General features: G+C 63.2%; 18 protein-coding genes and 1 pseudogene. 16 read left to right on the top strand and 3 right to left on the bottom strand.

What is annotated here, in order from left to right; genetic code table 11:
• From YP76_RS24780 to YP76_RS24755, 6 genes are all read left to right on the top strand, one after another.
• On the top strand, window positions 1-237 hold a 237-nt coding region (locus YP76_RS24780; protein WP_046766068.1), incomplete at its 5' end, for a zincin-like metallopeptidase domain-containing protein.
• Between the two features lie 11 nt (window positions 238-248).
• Entirely contained in the window at window positions 249-671 is a 423-nt protein-coding gene (locus tag YP76_RS24775; RefSeq protein WP_046766055.1) for a hypothetical protein, read from the top strand.
• 302 nt (window positions 672-973) lie between these two features.
• Entirely contained in the window at window positions 974-1,927 is a 954-nt protein-coding gene (locus tag YP76_RS24770) for a DUF2493 domain-containing protein (protein ID WP_046766054.1), read from the top strand.
• A gap of 122 nt (window positions 1,928-2,049) precedes the next feature.
• A complete protein-coding gene (locus YP76_RS24765; RefSeq protein WP_046766053.1) occupies window positions 2,050-2,511 on the top strand; it encodes a DUF6878 family protein in 462 nt (153 codons plus the stop codon).
• A 10-nt stretch (window positions 2,512-2,521) separates the two neighbouring features.
• Complete coding sequence (locus YP76_RS24760) at window positions 2,522-2,950, top strand: DUF6915 family protein (RefSeq protein WP_046766052.1); 429 nt, start codon at window positions 2,522-2,524, stop codon at window positions 2,948-2,950.
• 302 nt (window positions 2,951-3,252) lie between these two features.
• Window positions 3,253-3,642: a single-stranded DNA-binding protein gene (locus YP76_RS24755; RefSeq protein WP_007688363.1), complete on the top strand. Its 390-nt coding sequence runs from the start codon at window positions 3,253-3,255 to the stop codon at window positions 3,640-3,642.
• Between the two features lie 115 nt (window positions 3,643-3,757).
• On the opposite strand, the gene YP76_RS28935 is transcribed toward YP76_RS24755, so the two are convergent.
• Window positions 3,758-3,988, bottom strand: coding sequence for a DUF6437 family protein (locus YP76_RS28935; RefSeq protein WP_231467505.1), 231 nt, complete (start codon window positions 3,986-3,988; stop codon window positions 3,758-3,760).
• A gap of 323 nt (window positions 3,989-4,311) precedes the next feature.
• Here YP76_RS28935 and YP76_RS24745 point away from each other — a divergent pair, with 323 nt between their 5' ends.
• Complete coding sequence (locus tag YP76_RS24745) at window positions 4,312-4,548, top strand: hypothetical protein (RefSeq protein WP_046766050.1); 237 nt, start codon at window positions 4,312-4,314, stop codon at window positions 4,546-4,548.
• 102 nt (window positions 4,549-4,650) lie between these two features.
• On the opposite strand, the gene YP76_RS24740 is transcribed toward YP76_RS24745, so the two are convergent.
• Window positions 4,651-4,845 (bottom strand): hypothetical protein, encoded by a 195-nt coding sequence (locus YP76_RS24740; protein WP_046766049.1) that lies wholly within the window; start codon window positions 4,843-4,845, stop codon window positions 4,651-4,653.
• A 283-nt stretch (window positions 4,846-5,128) separates the two neighbouring features.
• On the opposite strand from YP76_RS24740, the gene istA reads away from it, so the two are divergent.
• The 4 genes from istA to YP76_RS24715 all read left to right on the top strand — a co-directional run bounded on the left by istA (window position 5,129) and on the right by YP76_RS24715 (window position 8,748).
• Window positions 5,129-6,643: an IS21 family transposase gene (gene istA, locus YP76_RS24730; protein WP_021238707.1), complete on the top strand. Its 1,515-nt coding sequence runs from the start codon at window positions 5,129-5,131 to the stop codon at window positions 6,641-6,643.
• Complete coding sequence (istB, locus tag YP76_RS24725) at window positions 6,630-7,358, top strand: IS21-like element helper ATPase IstB (RefSeq protein ID WP_031304487.1); 729 nt, start codon at window positions 6,630-6,632, stop codon at window positions 7,356-7,358. The genes istA and istB overlap by 14 nt, the downstream gene beginning before the upstream one ends.
• 171 nt (window positions 7,359-7,529) lie before the next feature.
• The gene (locus tag YP76_RS24720) at window positions 7,530-7,874 is read left to right on the top strand and encodes a hypothetical protein (protein WP_157035873.1); all 345 of its coding nucleotides are present in this window, start codon (window positions 7,530-7,532) and stop codon (window positions 7,872-7,874) included.
• Between the two features lie 484 nt (window positions 7,875-8,358).
• The gene (locus YP76_RS24715) at window positions 8,359-8,748 is read left to right on the top strand and encodes a helix-turn-helix domain-containing protein (RefSeq protein WP_046766046.1); all 390 of its coding nucleotides are present in this window, start codon (window positions 8,359-8,361) and stop codon (window positions 8,746-8,748) included.
• A 207-nt stretch (window positions 8,749-8,955) separates the two neighbouring features.
• Here YP76_RS24715 and YP76_RS24710 read toward each other — a convergent pair whose 3' ends face one another.
• Window positions 8,956-9,987: an IS110 family RNA-guided transposase gene (locus YP76_RS24710; protein ID WP_046766067.1), complete on the bottom strand. Its 1,032-nt coding sequence runs from the start codon at window positions 9,985-9,987 to the stop codon at window positions 8,956-8,958.
• Window positions 9,988-10,059: 72 nt separating this feature from the next.
• Here YP76_RS24710 and YP76_RS24705 point away from each other — a divergent pair.
• The 5 genes and pseudogenes from YP76_RS24705 to YP76_RS24685 all read left to right on the top strand — a co-directional run.
• Window positions 10,060-10,662: pseudogene (locus tag YP76_RS24705) on the top strand (IS630 family transposase); the annotation flags it as partial.
• Between the two features lie 465 nt (window positions 10,663-11,127).
• Window positions 11,128-12,537, top strand: coding sequence for a circularly permuted type 2 ATP-grasp protein (locus tag YP76_RS24700; protein ID WP_046766044.1), 1,410 nt, complete (start codon window positions 11,128-11,130; stop codon window positions 12,535-12,537).
• A 121-nt stretch (window positions 12,538-12,658) separates the two neighbouring features.
• Window positions 12,659-13,591 (top strand): alpha-E domain-containing protein, encoded by a 933-nt coding sequence (locus YP76_RS24695; protein ID WP_046766043.1) that lies wholly within the window; start codon window positions 12,659-12,661, stop codon window positions 13,589-13,591.
• Window positions 13,592-13,609: 18 nt separating this feature from the next.
• Window positions 13,610-14,479, top strand: a complete 870-nt coding sequence (locus YP76_RS24690; RefSeq protein ID WP_046766042.1) for a transglutaminase family protein — start codon at window positions 13,610-13,612, stop codon at window positions 14,477-14,479.
• Window positions 14,480-14,503: 24 nt separating this feature from the next.
• Window positions 14,504-15,241, top strand: a complete 738-nt coding sequence (locus YP76_RS24685) for a peptidase (protein ID WP_046766041.1) — start codon at window positions 14,504-14,506, stop codon at window positions 15,239-15,241.
• Window positions 15,242-15,330 lie beyond the last annotated feature (89 nt).

The following is a 15,330-nucleotide window of genomic DNA, read 5'->3' as shown; positions in this document are numbered from 1 at the left end:
TGCGCGGAACTCTCCAGCGCCATGCTGGGGGCTGAGCTGGGATTGCCGGTCACGCATCTCGACAGCCACGCAAGCTATATCGAGCATTGGCTCAAGCTTCTGAAGGATGATGAGCGCGCCATCCTGACCGCTGCGGCCAAGGCCGAAGAGGCTGCGAGCCTGCTGCTGAAGCTCGGCGGGAAGATCATCCCCGAGCAGTTTGACGACGCGTCCGACGACGCTGCGCTTGCGGCCTGAGGGAGGATGTCATGGGCCGATCGGTCAGCTATCCCAGCGGTGCAATTGTCGCGTTCAGTGTGCTCGATGTCGAAAACGACGGCGACTGGGAATTCGAGTATGAATGGCTGCGCGAGGACTTGCGCGAGCGGGCCGCCAATGCTTTCCCGTCCCTGATCCCGCATGACGGCTGGCGCGGCCGGGAAGACCGGATCCTCATGCGTAATGCCTATGCGGATTTCGGCGTATCGGTCTACGGCGGGCTGGTGGCCGTCTGGATCGCCGAACGCGATGACGGGGCCTATTGGGACGCCGATTGGCGCACGGCCCGTTCACCCCGCGCACAGCGCTGGCTGTCCCAGATCGCATCCCGCTTCGATGCCTTGTTCGGCGACTATGATTGCCTCGGGCATATGTCGAACGGCGAGGGGGTTTACACCAAGCGCGCAGCTTGAGCTCCGCGAGTTGGTCAGGCGCAGCGCTTTGGGTTGCCACCCCTGACTGAACTTTGCCGGCCGCTCATGGTCTGTCGCCATGCGAGAGAGGCCCTGGGCCAGCCGCCAGTCTTGCGCAACCCGGCTTGGGCGGGCCCGTGTTGGCCTTGCCCCTTCGGGCTCAAGGCCTGCCCGCGCCAGCCCGCCAAGCCGGGTTTCCCCTGACGGGTGCGCAATCCTGCCTGACTGCTGGCCCTGACGGGCTCTCGCTGGCGCAGCCATGAACGGGTGCGTCGGCCTCACGTCAGTCAGGAGGAAATTCCATGCACACGTCATTTGCCGACCAACTCGCCGGGCTCGATCTCGCCGGCTTCTCCGTCGGTCCTGCTCCCCTATCGACAAGCGATTTCCCAGTCCGGGAGGCGGTCGTCCAAACCCTCGAAGCGGTCTGGTCCGATCTTTTCGCCATGGTGTCCGGGACCGCTCTTGAAGCCGACGCCGAGGATCTTGGCTGGGCCTTCGTCAACATCTTTCACCGCTCGGCGGAACGCAAATCGACTGCCCTTGACCGGGCGACCGACGAGGTCCGCGCGCTGATTGCTACGGCCGATGGATCCGAGGTCCACACCCATGACCTTGAGACCCAGGTTGAGCGGGCGCAATGCGCAGAAAGCGCGATGCTGGCACTCGAAGAGATGCGCGAAGTCGCAGCAGGCCTATACCTCAACGAGTTCGGTTCCTCCTGGAAGCCAGTCTCCAGTTCTCGCTTCAATCACAGTGCAATGCTGACCTCGGCGCTCGTCGAAGGTCGCGACTTCCTGCGCGCCCGCGCCGAGGCCAAACGCCGTGCGGCCGTGCCCGAAGGAACCCCGGTCGTGTTCGCCGGAGGGCGCACCCGTCATGCTACTGAAGACGATGCGCTGACCTTCGGCAACAATGTCTGGGCCACGCTCGACAAGGTCCGCGACCGCGTGCCGGATATGGTCTTGATCCATGGCGGCGACACCAAGGGCGTCGACCGTCTGGCTTCGAGCTGGGCTGAACGGCGCGGCATCCCGCAGGTGACATTCTCGCTGGATATGCGCCTGGGCGCCCGTGCCGGCTTCAAGCGCAACGAGCGGATGCTTTCCCTCGATCCGCGCTACGTCATTGCGTTCCCGGGTAATGGCGTACTCGAACGCCTGGTGATCGAGGCCAAGGCTCGGCGGATCACCGTTGTCGATCGCCGCGGGCCCCTCGGTACCAATCCGAAGAACACTTCGGCCAGGACCGACTAGGGCCCTGACGGTCTTCGCGCCAGCGCCGGATCGGCGCTGGCGTCGCCCATCAGAGGAAAGGCGTGCGCCTGTCGGTTGGAGCCAGCAAATGGTCGTTGGCTCGTTTCTACAGGAGGTATTCCATGATCGATATCGAGGCCGTGATGGCCGACTTTGCCGTTCTTCAGGCCCAGCGGCAGGCCCAGGTGGTCGCAGAGATTCAGCAGCTCAAGACCGTCATTCTCCCGCGCTTGCAGGAAGCCGGAATCGCCCGCGTCGAGATCCGCTTTGACGGCTGCGGCGACAGCGGTGCTGTTGAGGAATGCGCGTGCCTCGATGCCGCTGGTGCCGCGATCGCGTGCCCCGATGTCACCATTCTGGAAGACGAAGCAGGCAACTCGGATGGTGACGGTTCCGCGGAGCTGCACTCACTCGGCCAAGCTCTCGAGCAGCTGACCTATCTGGCGCTCGAACGTCACCATCCTGGCTGGGAGATCAACGACGGTGCCTGCGGCGAACTGGTGATCGATGTGGCTGAAGCGACCTTCGTGCTCGACTGCAGTCTGCGCTTCACCGCGACCGATGATCACAGGACCGAGCTCTAGGAGACCTGGCATGGCACATTGCTACTACCACGCCCTCTCGTCGGTCCGAAAATGGGGCGGCACGGTCGATGACTATCTCCCGCTGCACCAGTGGTTCGACCAGTCGAAGGCTATTCTCGCAGACCCCCGTCATCGCGCGCTGCGGCACCATGCCGAGGGAATATTCATGCTCGAAACACTCTTCGGCGAGACTCTCGTCAATGCCGATGGCCGGGTCGTTCCGGTGCGTCTGGTCGGCGAACAGCACGTACGCGAAGACCTGGGCTCGATCCCCTCCTTTGCGGACTGGGCGCGCTTGATCACGCCGCAGTCTTGGATGCTTCGAGGCAACCCTCTGGACGGCGCTGAAGGGGTGACGATCGATATGCCTCTCCCCGGCGAAGCAGTTTCGTCCAGGAATGAGCCACCGGTTGGAGGAGCGGTCAGTACGATGATCTAGGAAGGGGTTCTCCGGTGGAAGGTGGGGAGGGAATGATCCGGCCAAGACCGGAGGGAAACGAGGCAGGGCAAACCTGTTCAAGGCATCCAGCTCCACCCGGCTTCGATGCAAACCTGTCCCTGAATCACCCCCCGTCGAGACGCGCAACCCGGATCAGGTCCGGCCGAGTTGCCGGGCTGTGCCCGGCTGCCCGCACCACCCGAACCAGTTCCGGGTTCCCCTTCGGTGCGCTTCGCCGCGGGGTGCTTCTGCTCGGGTTTGCAGCCGGGATGGACCCGGAATGCTCGATCAGGAGAAAGCCCATGACCAATCTCGTTATCCTCGTTGGCCGCATCGCTCGCGACCCCGAGACCCGCACCACCCAGGGTGGAACTAGCATCACCTCGATCTCGGTCGTGACCGACCGTCCCGCCCGCAAGGATGGCAAGACCTACAAGGACGAAAACGGCTACACCGCCAAGGACAGCGAATTCCACCGGATCACCTGCTTCAACGGCCTGGGCCAGAACGTCGCCAAGTACTGCACCAAGGGCCAGCTCGTGACGGTCGAAGGGCGCATCCACTACACCCAGTGGGAAGATCAGAGCGGCACCAAGCGCTACGGCTGCGAGATCATCGCCGACAAGGTCGACTTCCTCACCAAGGGCCGTTCGGGCAGCAACGAGGGAGCCCCCGACATCGACGAGGACTGAATGTCCTCACCCTGCGACAAGGCCCCGGTGGCAGACGCCATCGGGGCCTTTTCCTTTGTACGCCGGCGATGCGGCGGCGCGGGGCATCGAACCCCTTGCCGCCGCGGGGTGGGCTTTACGCGGGAGCAATCCGCTTCAGCGTTTCCTCGATTCCGAGTGCCATTGCTCCTCGCACGATCTGACGCAGTTGCGCTGGTTCGATCGTCTCGGCGCCGCACTCGATCAGCAGCTTTCCGAGTTCGGTCGCTGCCTCTTCGCGGAGACGAGCCTCCTCGTTCTCGAGTTGAGCACGCTGTTCACGCAGCTTCCTCAGCGCATCGCGTGCAGTAGGTTTGGACCTGGCCATAGTGCTTCCTTCTTGCAGGCCGTTGGTCCCCTCCGCTCCCGATCTTGGCACTGCGGGGGCATGTAGGAAAATGGTTTGTGGGGCAGGCGTCTCGCTTCTGCGCAGGCGTTGGAGAGGTCTCTCTCGCAGAAAGACCAAGTCTGATGCGGGCTTTGGGGCTGCGTCAAGGACGACGGGGCCCCACCATTTTTACCGGGCAAGCCCGGCAAAAATCGTTGCCCCCATCGCCGCTTCGCGGCCGCTGACGCGGTCCCTGACCCAGCCCGTCACCCACATCCTTCGCAGCTTCTGATGCGACGCATCGAACATCAGGAGGAAAGATCATGTACGCTTCACTCAACATTGCCGCTGCTGGTCCCGCCGCCGATCAGGCAGCCTTCATTGCAGCCTTGGATCAGGCCCATGCCCGGTCCTTTCACAGCTACTTCACGCAGTACGTCCTGACCGATGACGATGCAGGCTATATCGCGGTCGATGAAGGCGACTACGGCGCGTTGCCCAAGGCCATGCTGGACCGGGTCATCGACACCGTGCCGGGCCGTCTCAGCGATGAATTCTGACCCGCCGGTTTGGGAGGAGGTCCGTCAGGGCTTCCTCCTTTCTTTTTGCTCGTAGACGGTTTCGGCATCCCTCGGCCGGTACGGGGAGGCGGGTTACCAGCGTCAGTCGGGGGTATCGGGACGGTCGAGATCGGTGAGCCGCTCCGGCATATCCAGGACCATCAATGCCGCAGCTTCGATGGCCTCCGCCTGTGTCGGGAAAGCCTCGGAAGAACTGATCGACACCCCGTTCGGGTAAGTGACTGTCGCCTGGAAGCCGTTGCCCTTCGGTGTCGCACTCAATGTGACCTGGCCCATGCGGCGCCTCCTTTCTGCCCGGAATACTGGCTGCATAATAGGCGTCGATCTCGTCTGTGCCTATCGCGATCCGCGGATCGGCTACTTGCCGAGGACCCTGGGAATGGGGATCGCAAAACGCATCATCCTTTACAGGATCAATAGCTGGTTCCTCTCCTCGCAGCTGGGTGAGGATCAGCGTGCAATAGGCACCCCCTTCGTGGGGTGATCGGCGTGCAAAAAGGACCCCTTCATCCCGGGGATTTAGTCGGCCGACTGGTTTTGATCAGTTGGCGAGAACGGGATGTTGATCGTGGAGACAGTGGTTCGGATTCGGCGTGAGCATGCAGCGGGTAAGGCGATCAAGGCGATCGCTCGTGACCTTCGTTTGTCGCGGAAGGTCGTCCGCAAAGCGATCCGGTCGCCGGAGGCGGCGTTCAACTATCAGCGCAAAGTCCAGCCGCTGCCGCGGATCGGTCCTTATCAGGATCGTCTCGATGCGCTGCTTGAGGAGAACGAAGGTCGCGGCCGCCGCGATCGGCTACGGATGACGCGTATCCATGACCTGCTGGTGCGCGAGGGGTTCGATGGATCCTATGATGCGGTGCGCCGCTATGCGGCGCGCTGGCGTGCTGCGCGGCGGAAGGATGCTGGCGAAGGCGCACCGGCGTTCATCCCGATGACCTTCCAGCCGGGTGAGGCCTACCAGTTCGACTGGAGCCACGAGGATGTGGAGATCGCCGGCAAGCCGATGCGGGTGAAGGTGGCGCATATGCGTCTCTGCGACTCGCGCGCACCCTATGTCCGGGCCTATCCGCGCGAGGGCCAGGAGATGCTGTTCGATGCCCATGCCCGGGCGTTCGCGTTCTTCGGCGGTGTGCCGCGACGCGGTATCTACGATAATATGAAGACGGCGGTGACGGCCGTGTTCACCGGCAAGGAGCGTGTGTTCAACCGCCGCTTCCTGATCATGACCGATCATTACATGGTCGAGCCGACCGCCTGCTCGCCGGCGGCGGGATGGGAGAAGGGCCAGGTCGAGCAGCAGGTCCAGACAATCCGAGGCCGCTTCTTCCAGCCGCGGCTCCGGTTCGCCAGCCTGGCCGAGCTCAACGGGTGGCTGGAGGCCGAGTGCCGGCGCTGGGCCGAGCATCATGCCCATCCCGAACGCGGGGATATTACCGTCGCCGAGGCGCTGGATATGGAGCGACCGGCCCTGCAGCCGATCCTGGCACCGTTCGACGGCTTCCATGAGAGCGAGCATGCCGTCACCGGCACCTGCCTCATCAGCTTCGATCGCAACCGCTACTCGGTCATGTCGACGGCCGCACGCCGGACCGTTCAGGTGCGCTCCTATGCCGATCGCATCGTCATACGCTGCGGCGATGCGATCGTCGGGGAGCATGAGCGCCACTTCGGTCGGAACCGCACGATATACGATCCCTGGCATTATCTGCCGGTCCTCGCGCACAAGCCCGGCGCGCTGCGTAACGGCGCACCGTTCCAGGACTGGGATCTGCCGCCCGCCCTGCACCGATTACGGCGAAGGCTCGGCACCGGGGACGAGGCCGATCGCAGGTTCGTGCGGGTCCTCTCGGCGGTGCTCACCGATGGCCTGGAGCCGGTAGAGGCTGCCGTGCGCGAAGCGTTGGCGAACGGAACGGCCAGCGACGAGCTGATCCTCAACATCCTCTCCCGGCGCCGCGAGCCGGCGACACCCCACAGCATCGTCACTTCGGAAGACCGGATGCTGCAGCATCCTCCGCTCGCCGACTGTGCCCGCTATGATCTGCTGCGAGGCTATGATGCAGCGGCATGATATGATCGACACGATGCGCGGCCTCGGACTCAAGGGCATGGCGGCGGCGTTCGACGAGGCGGTCACCACCGGCCTCCAGCGCAAGCGCACCACCATGGAGATACTGACCGACCTGCTCCGTGCTGAGGCGACCCACCGGGATGCAGCCTCCATCCGCTATCGGATGACGGCTGCGAGGCTGCCCGTGGTGAAGGACCTGGAGCGGTTCAGCTTCGAGGGCACACCGATCAATGAGGAGATGATCCGCTCCCTTCACGATGGCTCCTTCCTCCCGCCTCGCCGCAATATCGTGCTGGTCGGCGGCACGGGGACAGGCAAGACCCACCTCGCCATCGCGATCACCGCCAATGTCGTGCGAAGGGGCGCTCGCGCCCGCTACTTCAACACCGTCGATCTGGTGACACGCCTCGAAGAGGAGACCCGGATCGGCAAAGGCGGGACCCTGGCGGCGCAGCTGTCGCGGCTCGACCTGATCGTTCTCGACGAGCTCGGTTATCTGCCGTTCGCCCGCTCGGGAGGGCAGTTGCTGTTCCACCTCATCAGCAAGCTTTATGAGCGGACCAGCGTCATCATCACCACGAACCTCGCCTTCGGCGAATGGCCGACCGTGTTCGGCGATCCCAAGATGACCACGGCGCTGCTCGACCGCGTCACCCACCACTGCGATATCGTCGAGACGGGCAACGACAGCTGGCGCTTCAAAAACCGCAGCTGACAGCCACCTTCGGCGCCTTCAAAAATCTATCTTGCGCTGCGCGCGCCTCCGGTCGGGCTACGCCCGCCCTCCGCCGCACGCAGCGCAAGGCCATCTTCAACAAACCAGCATCATATTATCTGAAAAGGGGTCCCTCTTCGACGCCGATCGGGGGTCCCTTTTGAACGCCGTTTGACAGCTGAAGCGGCGGCATTCTTGGATGCACACCGGGATATGCGCGAAGCCTCAGGTTTCTATGGCCAGAGTGCCAACGTTTTCCTTGGGTGGCTCGAGAACAAGGTCGGCTTGAAGGGTGAGGATCTCCGTCCGAATCCCGCTGGCGCGGAGGCCGATGGCATCGAGATTGTAACCTGGCACGCCTCGAAGGGGCGGGAGTGGCCGGTCGTGGTCGTTTGCGGCCTCGATCACAAACTCGACCCGCGTGCCGGCACATTCAGCACAAAGTTTCCAGATTTCGACGATCTCGATCAAGTGATCGAACAGGCGACACTTGCCTACGCGACTGCGCTGGCTTAAGCGCAGTTTGACAATCTACAGGCTGGCATTTGGGCAGCCGAGGCAGGATGATTTGTTGGCCTAGGCCGGTGTTGCCGGGCTTGGCCTTCCGCAGCTTGTCGAAGCTCTTTTGGACCAAGGGATGCGAGAGCAGTTCTCCGGAAAGGTCGAGCTCGGACGCCTTTACGCGGGCCTGTTCTCGGGCCGACGCTAAGCTGTCTGGTTCTTGCCGAACTTCACCGCTCGCGATGATTACCGTGAGGGCGACCCCAACTTTGGCCTTCGGAAGCGGGATACGCTTCACATTTTGGCCGGCGGCATGCTTCGCCCACCAGCCGAGCGGCGGGTTAGGGATATCAGCTTCCTGCAGATCTTGTGAAGCGCAACGTCTGACAGTCGGAAGTCCTTCGCTAGAGCGGTTTCCACACGAACTGAATCGACAGGGATTCCCTTTGCGGCGGCGTTGTGATTCAGACTTCCTGCTGGTGGCAGGAGGGCAGCATGGATGGCACGAACGCTTTCACAGGATCTTCGGGACCGGGTTGTCGCAGCGATTGATGGCGGGCTGAGCTGCCGGGCGGCAGCGGCCCGTTTCGGGGTCAGCGTGTCGAGCGCGATCCGCTGGCGGCGACGTGCGCTGGAGCATGGTCAGGCTGTGGCCAAGCCCCGCGGTGGCGACAGGCATTCGGGCAAGATCGAAGCCCACGGCGGCTTCATCCGGGAGCTGATCGCCGCGCAGGGAGACATGACCCTGGTCGAGGTTCAGGCCCGGCTGATTGAGCGCGGCGCCCCGGTCGGGATCGGCACAGTGCATCGCTTCTTCGTGCGTCACGGGATCACGCGCAAAAAACGTATGGCCCGCCCCGTCTGCAAGGGGGATTTTGAAGTGTTCTGATCAGTCTGCGTCAACGTATGCGGTCTCATGGGTGACCCCATGGCCAAGATGGACATCCGCACGTCTGGAGCCACAAAAAAGACGCCGGCAACGAGTGCCATTTTTTTGGCCGGGCTTTCCAGACGCCGATCGACTGCCAGGCCATCTTCACGATCCTTCCTGCAAACATCGTTGGCCTATGCACGAAGATGCGTGCGGCCGATCCGGTTATGCCGCGACTGGGTAGCCGCGTTCGAACGTCGCGTCCTTGCGCAAGGCCGCCCATGCGATCCGCGCCAGCTTGTTGGCCAGCGCGACGACGATAGCATTGCGGTGGACTCCTCGCTCGATCATTCCTGTCAACCAGCGCCCCAACGGGGTCTCGCTTTGCGCCAGCGACGGCAATGCTGCTCGGGCACCGTGGATGAGCAAGGTGCGCAAGTAGGTGTTGCCTCGCTTGGAGATGCCGAGCAGCCGCGGCTTGCCGCCGGTAGTATGCTGACGGGGCACCAGACCGAGCCAGGCACCCAGGTCTCGAGCTTTGGCAAAGCTGCTGGCATCGCCCACGGCTGCAATCAGGGCAGTTGCGTTCAGCACCCCGACGCCGGGGATGGATGTGAGCCGCCGGGCAGCCGCGTCATTGCGCGCCAGCTCGACAAACTCGCCGTTCAGCGTTTCCACCCTGGTATCGAGTTCGCGCCATTCGGCACGCAGTTCGGCCACCAACTGGCGCAGACGCGGTGACAAGGTCGTATCCTCATCGGCCAGCAGGGCATCGATGCCGAGTTCCAGCTTGCGCCGCCCAACCGGGAAAATGGTCCCGCGCTCCAGCAGGATCGCCCGCAACTGGTTGGTCAGGCTCCTGCGCTCAGCCACCAGGCGCGAGCGAACCCGGTGGAGCGTCTGGATGTCCAACTGCTCCTGGGTCTTGAGTTCGACGAAGCGCATCGTTGGACGCGAGGCGGCCTCGGCGATCCCCTCGGCGTCGCGGTCATCGTTCTTCTGTGCTTTGACATACGGCCGTACGTACTCCGGCGACATCAGCCGGATCTCATGTCCGTGCGCGGCGAACAGGCGCCCCAGATAATGGGCACCGCAACATGCCTCCATCGCGACCACGCACACAGGAAGCTTGGCAACGTAGTCGACCAGCGTCTGGCGGCGCATCGACCTGCGTACGACGACAGCTCCCGCCGCATCCACGCCCACCACACTGCAGGCATTCTTGCCCAAATCAACGCCAAGGATCACAATAGACATCGGTCCGCTCCTTTCCTCTTCAAGCACCAGCATCATATCCGATGCCGGGGAAAAGGGGCGGGCCATCCCATAAAGACCGGGCACGCGATCGAGCAGGACCGTCCCGACGTCCTGAGGCAACGCCGGCATTGGTTCGATGGCCAGATCGATCTCGAACCCGAACGCCTCGTCTTTATCGACGAAACCTGGACCGCCACGAACATGACGCGCAGTCACGGCCGCTGCCCGAAAGGCGAGCGGTTGCGGATGGGTTTCCCGCACGGCCATCGCAAGACCACCACGCTCGTTGCTGGCCTGCGCATGACCGGCATGGTGGCGCCGATGGTGTTGGACGGACCGATCAACGGCGACTGGTTCGAAGCCTATGTCGCGCAGGTCCTGGTGCCCGAGCTGCGCCCCGGCGACGTTGTCATCATGGACAACCTCTCGAGCCACAATCGGGCCGCCGTGAAGGAAAGGATCGAAGCAGTCGGTGCAAGCCTGCGCTTCCTCCCGCCATACAGCCCGGACTTCAATCCGATCGAAAAGGCCTTCTCTCGACTCAAGGCCATGCTCCGTAAGGCGGGCGAGCGAACCGTCAGCGGGTTGTGGGACCTGATCGGCAAGCTCGTCGACATCTTCCAGCCCGACGAATGCGCCAACTACTTCAAATCCTGCGGCTATGAACCAGAATGAATGGAAACCGCTCTAAGTGCGTCAGAGGTTTCGTCCAGACCAGGTCGTAGAACTCTTCGCGGGTGAACCTTTGGCTCATCTCGGCAGGACTCCAGACTTCCATTCAGGATTGTGCGGCATAGGGCAGGAGGGTGCCTACCCACGAAGAATGCTCCTACGACACCCCATCCTGAAAAGCCCGCAGATTGCAGATGGACCAAACGAAATGGTCCCGTCGCACAGTCAGGGCAGCCCGCCGCAAAGATCCCTTTTTGGGGGTATCGATGGGGGTATTCTGCGCGATTATTGCAAGGAAATCGATGCACAGCAGATAGTTATGAGCTGGCAAAAGATCCCTCCTCCGCTACCACTTCAACAGTCCTCTTTATCGGCGGTCTGCGGATTTTCCGCTTGCATTCGTTCGTCCCTATTGCACTAATGTTGCAATGCACAACTAGCCATTCTGGCTGAGGGAGGATCGACGCTTTGCCCTTCCATGAAATGTTTGAGCCGGATGGTTCGATACGCCCCTGCTACGCGGAAGTGCAGAATTGGGTGGAGCGGACGGGCATTGCCGGGCTCAATCGTCGAATGGATGAGGCGGAGGCGATTTTCCGGCGGATCGGCATCACTTTCGCGGTCTATGGCGAAGGGGGCGATCCGGAACGGCTGATCCCGTTCGACCTGCTGCCCCGCATCTTCACCGGCCAGGAATGGCGGGTGCTGGATAGGGGCATCCGCCAGCGGGCGCGGGCCCTGAACGCCTTCCTCCACGACGTCTATCATCGGGGCGAGATCGTGAAGGCGGGGATCATGCCTGCCGACATCATCTACCGGAACAGCGCCTATCTGGCGGAGATGGCCGACTTCACCCCGCCCGGGAAGGTGTACAGCCATATCGTCGGCATCGACATCGTGCGCACCGGCCCGACCCGGTTCGAGGTGCTGGAGGATAATTGCCGCACGCCGTCGGGCGTCTCCTACATGCTCGAAAACCGTGAGATCATGACGCGCATGTTCCCCGAACTGTTCGCGCAGGGGATAGTGGCGCCGGTCGACGATTATCCGGCGGAACTGCTGAAAAGCCTGAAGGAAGTCGCGCCCCCGGCGTGCAAGGGCGATCCGGTGGTGGTGGTGCTGACGCCGGGCTCGCTCAACAGCGCTTATTATGAACACAGCTTCCTCGCCGACCTGATGGGCGTGGAACTGGTCGAACCGGCGGACCTGTTCGTGGACAATGACCGGGTGTGGATGAAGACCACGCTGGGGCCCAAGGCGGTCGACGTCATCTATCGCCGCATCGACGACGAATATATCGATCCGCTGGTGTTCCGGCCCGACAGCCTGCTGGGCGTGCCGGGCATCTTCAACGTCTATCGCAACGGCGGCGTGACGCTGGCCTCCGCGCCGGGATCGGGGATCGCGGACGACAAGGCCGTGTATATCTATGTGCCGGAAATGATCCGCTTCTATCTGGGCGAGCAGCCGATCCTGGACAATATCCAGACCTGGCAATGCGGGAAGCCAGACGAATGCGCCTATGTGCTGGAGAATCTGCACGATCTGGTGGCCAAGGAAGTCCATGGATCGGGCGGCTACGGCATGCTGATCGGGCCGAAGTCGACCAAGGACGAGATCGCTGCCTATGCCGATCGGATCAGGGCCAATCCTGCCGAATTCATCGCCCAGCCGACGCTGGACCTGTCGACCGTGCCCACGCTGGGTCCGGCGGCTGTGGTGGGGCGGCATGCGGATTTCCGTCCCTATTGCCTGGTGGGCAAGCAGATCAGGCTGGTGCCGGGCGGGCTGACGCGGGTGGCGCTGACCGAAGGATCGCTGGTGGTGAACTCCAGCCAGGGGGGCGGGGTGAAGGATACGTGGGTGTTGCAGGATTGATGATGGTGGACCTGTCCCTTTTCTTTCTCCGTCATCCCAGCGAAAGCTGGGATCTCGTGCGGCTATGCTGTGCCTTCTCGCCTGAGATCCCAGCTTTCGCTGGGATGACGCAGGTGCCTTCATGCTGAGCCGGACCGCCGAAAATCTCTTCTGGATGGCCCGCTACATGGAGCGTGCCGAGGCCACCGCCCGCCTGCTGACCATGGGCCAGCGCATGGCGATCCTGCCCGGCGCACATCATCGCGACGAGTGGCGCTCCGTGGTGCGGGCCACGGGCGCGCTCAACCATTTCCCCGAAGGCGCGCAGGTGACGGAGAGCGACGCCATCGCCTTCCTGATGCTGGATCTGGACAATCCGTCCTCCATCCGCTCCTGCCTGCTGAAAGCCCGCGCCAACGCGAAGTCCGCCCGCACCATGCTGACGCAGGACATGTGGGAAGCGCTGAACGAAGGCTGGCGCAAGCTCGACAGCTATGATGTGGCCGAAGCGCGGCAGCAGCTTCCAGCGCTGATCGACTGGGTGAAGACGCGGGTGATGACCTTTCGCGGCGCCGCCCATTCGGGACAGCTCCGCAATGAGGGGCATGATTTCCTGCGCACCGGGTCGGCGCTGGAGCGGGCGCAGATGACGCTGCGCCTGCTGGACGTCAAATATTATGTGCTGTTGCCGGAGACCGAGGTGGTGGGCGGCAATCGCGACCATTATCAGTGGACGTCGGTGCTCTATGCGCTGTCGGGCGCGCGCGCCTTCCACCATATCTATGGCGGCACCTACACGCCCTGGCAGATCACCGACTTTCTCGTGCTGAACCGGTTGTTCCCGCGCAGCATCGCCTATTGCTACGACCAGCTTGCCTATCGGCTGAACCGGCTGGCGGGATGGCACAATGCGCGCGCCGCCTGCCATGAAACGGTGCGGGAGATGGTGGCGGATCTGGAGAAGCTGGACAGCGGCGAGATTTTCCGGGCCGGCCTGCACGAGACGGTGCAGAACGGCCTGACGCGCACCAACCGGCTGGGCGTGGAGATCGCCCAGGCCTATCATTTCGGCTGAGCGGGGAAGGGGGCTTCCATGAAACTGCTCGTCCGCCATCAGACGGTCTACCGATATGAGGCCGCGGCCGGACGCGTGGCGATGCGGCTGAAGCTGATGCCCGTCGACACGCCGGCCCAGAAGGTGCTGGACTGGCAGGTCAGCGTGAATGACGAGCCGCTGACCGGCTTCCGTCCCAACAGCTATGGCGAGATGGAGGCGATATGGGTTCGCCATGACCGGACGGACAATGCCGTGATCGTTGCCGAAGGGCTGGTCGAGACGCGGGAAAGCCACGGCGTTCTGGGCTGGCTGGGTAGCCGAGTCGATCCGCGCTATTTCCTGCGGGATACGCGGCTGACGAGTGCGTCCGAAGGGATCAGGGCGATGGCGCTCGACTTGCCCGATGAGGATGGCCCGCTGGCGCGGCTCCACGCCCTGTCGGCGGCGGTGAGCGATGCGGTCGCCTATCGCAGCGGCGTCACGACAGCGAACACCACGGCGGCGGAGGCTTTCGCGCTGGGGGCGGGGGTCTGTCAGGACCATGCGCAGGTCTTCATCGCCGGCGCGCGGGTCCTGGGAATTCCGGCCCGCTATGTGTCGGGCTATCTGCTGGCGGACGAGGGCGACGTGCTGCACGAAACCCATGGCTGGGCGGAGGCGTTGGTGCCCGAACTGGGCTGGGTCGGGTTCGATCCGTCCAACCGGGTCTGCGTGACGGAGCGCTATCTGCGGATCGCCTGCGGGCTGGACGCGGATGAGGCTGCGCCGATTCGGGGTTCGGTGACGGTCGCGGGCGATATCTGGATTGACGCGGACGTCCGGATCGCGCAGGCGGAGGATGGGGTGGAGGAGCGGCAGCTGCAACGGCAGCAACAACAAAGCACGCAGGCCACCGCGCAGGGTTGAACGACGATAGGAGCCCTTGGGCCCATGACTTATTGTGTGGCGGTGCGCGTCGACCAGGGACTGGTCATGCTGTCCGACACCCGCACCAATGCGGGAATGGACAATATTGCGCGCTTCCGGAAAAGCTTCACCTACAGCGTGCCGGGCGAACGCGCGATCACCATGATGTGTTCGGGCAATCTGTCGATCACCCAGGGGGTGAAGGCGATGCTGGGCCGCGCGATCAAGGACGCGGCACTTGATCCTGAGATCGAAACCATTCTCAATTGCCCGACCATGCACCGCGTCGCGCAGATTGTGGGCGAGGCGATGTGCACCATGCAGGGGCGCTATCGCAGCACGATCGAGATGCAGGGATCGGGGGCGGATGCCTCGATCCTGATCGCCGGCCAGCGCAAGGGGGGGAAGCCGCGGCTCTACCTCATCTATTCGGCTGGCAATTTCATCGAGGCGACGGAGGACACGCCCTTCTTCCAGATCGGCGAGCATAAATATGGCAAGCCCATCCTGGACCGCATCATCAAGCGCGGAACCAGCCTGGAGGATGCGACGAAGGCGGTGCTGGTATCGATGGATTCGACGCTGCGGTCCAACCTGTCGGTCGGCATGCCGCTGGATCTGACGGTGATCGAGCGGGACGCGTTCGACTTCCGCGTCCGCACGCGGATCGAGGCGGACAATGAGGAATTCCAGCTTCTCTCGCATAGCTGGTCGGCGGCGCTGCGGAAGGGGTTCGAAGACCTCCCCAACGTGATCGATTAAGTTCCTCCCTCACCTGCCTACCCAACACTAATCGTCATCCCAGCGCAGGCTGGGATCTCGTGCGGCTATGCTGTGCCCTCTCGCCTGAG

The sequence above is a fragment of the Sphingobium chungbukense genome, from assembly GCF_001005725.1.
GTDB classification, from domain to species: domain Bacteria; phylum Pseudomonadota; class Alphaproteobacteria; order Sphingomonadales; family Sphingomonadaceae; genus Sphingobium; species Sphingobium chungbukense.
This window is presented reverse-complemented; position numbering and strand designations above follow the sequence as displayed.